A 5,052-nucleotide genomic window follows, 5' to 3' on the forward strand; every position below is an offset into this window, starting at 1 on the left:
AAATCTAAGCTGGTTCCTATTAATTCTCAATAATTAAGGCTTATTGAGAACATAGGCTCTTTCCAGAAAAGCCTCTAACCCTTTTGAATACTCATTTTTAGCTGGTTTTCTTACATCGAACTCAGGTTATAACAGGTCCAGGCTAACATTACCCCAGAAATGGGAGTTGGTTTCCAGATTCCAATCAAAAATCTGGTTTCAATTTTAATATCCACAGCGGTTAAAACCGTGGTCAGTGAGATTGTCGAACTGCTCGTGTCGTTTCCCTCTCAGGTCTAAAGACGCGCTCGTTTCCCACTTACCGGGTGTTCTTATGATTTTTTTATTTCCCTAGTTCTGGAATTTATATGGGAAATAATTATCTTGATAAATAAAAGCCTTATATATATGAGCGCACAATTTTCCACCAATAACACAATCCTACCAAAAACTCGGAACACTGTCAAGCCCCCTAGCTGAAATCACCAAAAATCGTTTGATTATTGATAAAATTCTCATTATTATTGAGAATAGACCCCCAATAATTGAGAAAGTCCTTTTTTACTAGAATCTTATACAAATAACTTATAACTCAATCACAAAATTCACAATTTCTCTGATTAATCTGGTGATTTATCAATACCAAGTCGCCAAGAGAACTCCACAAAAAGAAATGCCCAATGTCATTCTGTTCGCGCAGCGTGCCAGAGGCATTACGAAACCAAGTGTAGTGAAGAATCTCTTGAGATGCTTCGTTTTGCTATGGCTAACGCCACGCTCCGCGAACGCTACACTCAGCATGACAAAACAGGATCATTTATTTTGTGGCTTACTCCAAAGTGATCGCTTCTGAAAACTTAGCCAAGGTCACGGTCATATTCCTTTGCCGATTGAGTGCATACCTCCATAAATATTATGTATAATCAAGATGCCCCCCTGGGGGATTTTCAGTTATGATATTGTGAAATAAGTAAAGTTTAGTAACAAATATTAAAAACTTTGATTAATCATACATTCTCCGCCTACCCAGCTACTCACCCGACTGTAGATATCAATCACAGCCTGAAAAATCATCATTTACCAAATTTCCTATCTTCCCGACAAAATTGGTTAATATTTTTAGCATCGGTATTCTTAGTATCAGTACCAGTGTTTGTAGAAGCTCCATTGGTGCGCTCTTCTCCCATTCTTAGTGTATTAATGACAGGCTTTTGGGTGTGGATCAGTATGAGATTAATGTCACGTTCACAAACCTACTTGTGGGGAGATTTACTCTTTGGCTTTAGCTGGACTTGGTTAACAGGAGCGATTTATTGGGGTTGGTTAAGATATGAACCAATCTGGCATATACCAATAGAAGCATTAGGATTACCTTTTGCTGTGTGGTGTTTAGCGAAAAATTGGGGTAAGGTCGGCAATTGGTTTTACCTCGGTTCTTTACTAGGAACGGTTTTAACCGATATTTATTTTTATTTGGTGGATTTGATGCCTTATTGGCGACAAATTATGAGAACAGATCCATCAGGTGCTTCACAAATCTTACAAAATGCCCTAGCACAAGTCCAAACCCCTTGGGGAGAAGGCTGGGCAGTCATTCTTGCCCTGATGCTGATGACAGTAGGAACAGTCTCTTTACTCCATAAGCAATCCCATTGGTATGCCTTTGGGGGGGCGGTTTTGAGTACAATTCTAGTAGACAGTCTCTTCTTATTAGCAGCAGTCCTGGCGTGAAATTCCCATCAATTCAGGTAAACACCGAAAAATGGGATCGGAGGTGCTATGAGGTCAGATTTTTGGCAAAAGTCAAGTCAAACCAAATAGTCGTAAATATTATGGATATTGATACGCTGTATATTAGTTTTTGATGACTGTTGTGCAAGCTCTCAAGCTTAAACCATGAAGAAGCCAGGATTAAGTTAGAAAAAAACTGCTCTAACACCCTGCAACTTCTGGCTTATGCCCTATAGTTCATGGCTTTTGGCTGCAAAATTTTATTATTCCTGGAAAAAAAGAGGTAAAAATCGTGAAAGGATTGGTGCGTTTATTTACTGTGTTTACATTGTTGCTAGGTTGCTGGGGAATACTGGGAACTACTCAAACAGCCCAAGCTGTTAGTTTCAATAGCTTTGTGAGAAATCAAGTTCCAGTTTTAGCACTTGCCCGTCAAAACAAAGCAGATCAGAAGCTAGGAACAGATTTTGGTAAGAAAATTGATTTGAATAATACCAATATGCGGGCTTTCCAACAATATCCAGGACTTTATCCCACCTTGGCTAAGAAGATTGTCAAAAATGCTCCCTACGAAAAAGTAGAAGATGTATTAAATCTGCCAGGATTGACCGATAGCCAAAAAGAACGTTTGCAAGCTAACTTGGATTATTTCACCGTGACAGAATTAGAGCCTAACTTCAACGAAGGCGACGATCGCATCAATAACGGTATCTACAGATAACCCTAGTTGGTAATTGGTAATTGGTGATTGGTGATTGGTGATTGGTGATTGGTGGAAGCAAAAAGCAAGATATCTAATAAATATCCCTATTACCCATTACCCATCACCCATTACCCATTACCTATTACCCATTACCCATTACCTATTACCTATTACCAATCACCCATTACCCATCACCCATCACCCATCACCCCATCTTGCCTGATATAAATATTCCTAACCAATTCGATGTTTTAGTAGTTGGTGCCGGTGCAGCAGGACTATACACAGCCCTATGTCTACCCACATCCTTACGAGTCGGCTTAATTACTAAAGAAACAGTCTCACTCTCTGCCAGTGATTGGGCGCAAGGTGGCATAGCCGCAGCCGTCGCCCCAGAAGATTCGCCAAAACTGCATATTGAAGACACATTAAAAGCAGGGGCTGGTTTATGTGATATCGCCGCTGTCAAATTCCTAGCCGAACAAGCCCCCAGTTGTATTCAATCCCTCGTTGACCTGGGCGTAGCTTTTGATCGTCATGACAGTAACTTGGCTTTAACCCTAGAAGCAGCCCATTCTCGTCCTCGCGTGCTTCATGCAGCCGATACCACAGGCAGGGAAGTTACCACCACCCTCACAGATCAAGTTCTCCGTCGTGAGAATATCAAAGTCATTCAGCAGGCATTGGCTTTGAGTTTATGGATAGAACCCCAAACCGGTCAATGTTTGGGAACAAGCCTATTTTATCAAGGGAAAATTACCTGGATTAGAGCCGGGGCAGTGATTTTAGCTACTGGTGGCGGTGGTCAAGTATTTGCCCAAACCACTAATCCAGCAGTGAGTACAGGTGATGGTGTGGCTATTGCCTGGCGGGTGGGGGCAATTCTCCGTGATTTAGAATTTGTCCAATTTCACCCCACAGCCCTGAGTAAACCAGGACGTTTTCTCATTAGTGAAGCTGTGCGTGGAGAAGGGGCGCATTTGGTGGATGACACCGGGCGACGTTTTGCCTTTGATTACCACCCAGCAGGGGAACTAGCACCCCGTGATGTGGTCAGTCGAGCGATTTTCAGTCATTTACAAAAAACGGCTGCTGACCCGGCTACAGCGAATGTCTGGTTAGATATGCGCCCCATTCCCCCTGACAAAATTCGCCATCGTTTCCCGAATATCATCGCCGTTTGTCAACATTGGGGGATTGATGTCTTTACTCAACCCATTCCTGTGTCACCTGCTGCCCATTATTGGATGGGTGGTATCCTCACGGATGTCATGAATGCCACGAATATTCCCGGTTTATACGCCATTGGAGAAACTGCCAGTACGGGAGTACATGGTGCTAATCGTTTAGCTAGTAATTCGTTGTTGGAATGTATTGTCTTTGGGGCGCAAATGGCTAATGTTGACTATGAAAAATTGCACCTGGAAAAACAGGAATCTACTAATATTATTGAAACTGAAAGTTTGGCAGTTAACCCATCTCTAATCGAGTGGGAAAATCAACAAAGACAATTAGCAGAAATTCGCCAAAACTTACCCCGTGTAGTTTGGCAAAGTGCAGGTATTTGTCGAGAAAAATCAAGTTTAGAAAATGCCATTTCTCAAGTTGCATCTTGGCAAGAAGACTTTGCTGCTTTACCCCTAAGTCAATTGTTATTGAGTTTAAAACCTAGACAATCAGTTAGTTTTCAACAACCACAAATTGAAAAGGAATTGCGGCTGTGGGCAGAAACTCATAATTTATTAGATGTGGCGGAATTAATTCTTAAAAGTGCTGTTTTTAGAACTGAAAGCCGGGGTGGACATTACCGTTTAGATTATCCCCAAACTGATCCTAATTGGCAAGTGCATACTCTTGTCCAAAATCAGCAATGGGTAATGGGTAATCCTGTTACTTAAAAAGTATGCCAAAAGGATGTTTTAAAAGTTTATGGCGATTAGTAAAGATGCCTCTAGCTCCCGCCAGGGATACGCTACTACACAAACAGAGTCCACCTTCGTGGACTAATAAAAAATCAAGGTTATTAACGTAGGTGGGTTTCGCCTGTATAGCCGTGACTTCTAGTTCCTGGGCAGTGAGACAGAATTAATTACACAATGTCATTGCGTTAGCGTAGCGTGGCGTTAGCCATAGGGAACGAAGTGAAATGAAGCAATTCCAAGGGTTGTGATTGCTTCCCTTCCCTCGCAATGACTGTAAATATTTTTGTCCAATTACTTAAAATTAGGCTTTTTCAAACAACCTCTAAGTAGGTTGGCGTTGAAAATTGTCGTTATGGCAAGGCAAAAGTGAAGAGGGTTTGGGCGATTTTACGTTTCTTTACACAGTTTGGTTTTATTGTGTTCACCTACTTAGCTTTTTAAACATAATAAAAAAGCTAGATTTTTAGTGTGTATAATTTATTTATTGGTGGCTAAACCCCTCTCCCTCTGGTAAACCTCTCCTTTGCACCTCTCCCTATAAGAGGAGAGGGAAAAGGAATAATATTTAATACTGGAGAGGCTTTGAACTTGTTCTTTGTATGATAAAAAAGTCCAGCTTCTAGCCGTTTTGAGTATAACCACTAATGAGATTGTTATTAACCCACTATTTCTGAATGGTATGCGTATATTTAAGAAAGTTAAGTAAAGGTCATTAAT

The 5,052-nt window shown here is 41.1% G+C and carries 5 protein-coding genes; 4 read left to right on the forward strand and 1 reads right to left on the reverse strand.

The genetic code is table 11. The annotated features are described in order from the left end of the window. The first annotated feature begins 1,029 nt into the window (after nucleotides 1-1,029). The 4 genes from IQ228_RS20815 (at nucleotide 1,030) to nadB (ending at nucleotide 4,311) form a co-directional block, all read left to right on the forward strand. Nucleotides 1,030-1,710 (forward strand): DUF3120 domain-containing protein, encoded by a 681-nt coding sequence (locus tag IQ228_RS20815; RefSeq protein WP_370566918.1) that lies wholly within the window; start codon nucleotides 1,030-1,032, stop codon nucleotides 1,708-1,710. A 292-nt stretch (nucleotides 1,711-2,002) separates the two neighbouring features. Continuing rightward, on the forward strand, nucleotides 2,003-2,431 hold the full coding sequence (psbU, locus tag IQ228_RS20820) for a photosystem II complex extrinsic protein PsbU (RefSeq protein WP_193964255.1): 429 nt from the start codon (nucleotides 2,003-2,005) through the stop codon (nucleotides 2,429-2,431). A gap of 37 nt (nucleotides 2,432-2,468) precedes the next feature. After that, complete coding sequence (locus IQ228_RS20825) at nucleotides 2,469-2,636, forward strand: alpha/beta hydrolase (RefSeq protein ID WP_370566919.1); 168 nt, start codon at nucleotides 2,469-2,471, stop codon at nucleotides 2,634-2,636. Continuing rightward, nucleotides 2,629-4,311 (forward strand): L-aspartate oxidase, encoded by a 1,683-nt coding sequence (nadB, locus tag IQ228_RS20830; RefSeq protein WP_027404573.1) that lies wholly within the window; start codon nucleotides 2,629-2,631, stop codon nucleotides 4,309-4,311. Before IQ228_RS20825 ends, nadB begins: the two co-directional genes overlap by 8 nt. Nucleotides 4,312-4,812: 501 nt before the next feature. On the opposite strand, the gene IQ228_RS26815 is transcribed toward nadB, so the two are convergent. Continuing rightward, nucleotides 4,813-5,052: hypothetical protein (locus IQ228_RS26815; protein WP_228043988.1), on the reverse strand; the 240-nt coding region annotated here is incomplete at its 5' end.

Origin of the sequence: Dolichospermum sp. LEGE 00246 (genome assembly GCF_015207865.1) — a bacterium.
Taxonomy (GTDB): domain Bacteria; phylum Cyanobacteriota; class Cyanobacteriia; order Cyanobacteriales; family Nostocaceae; genus Dolichospermum; species Dolichospermum heterosporum.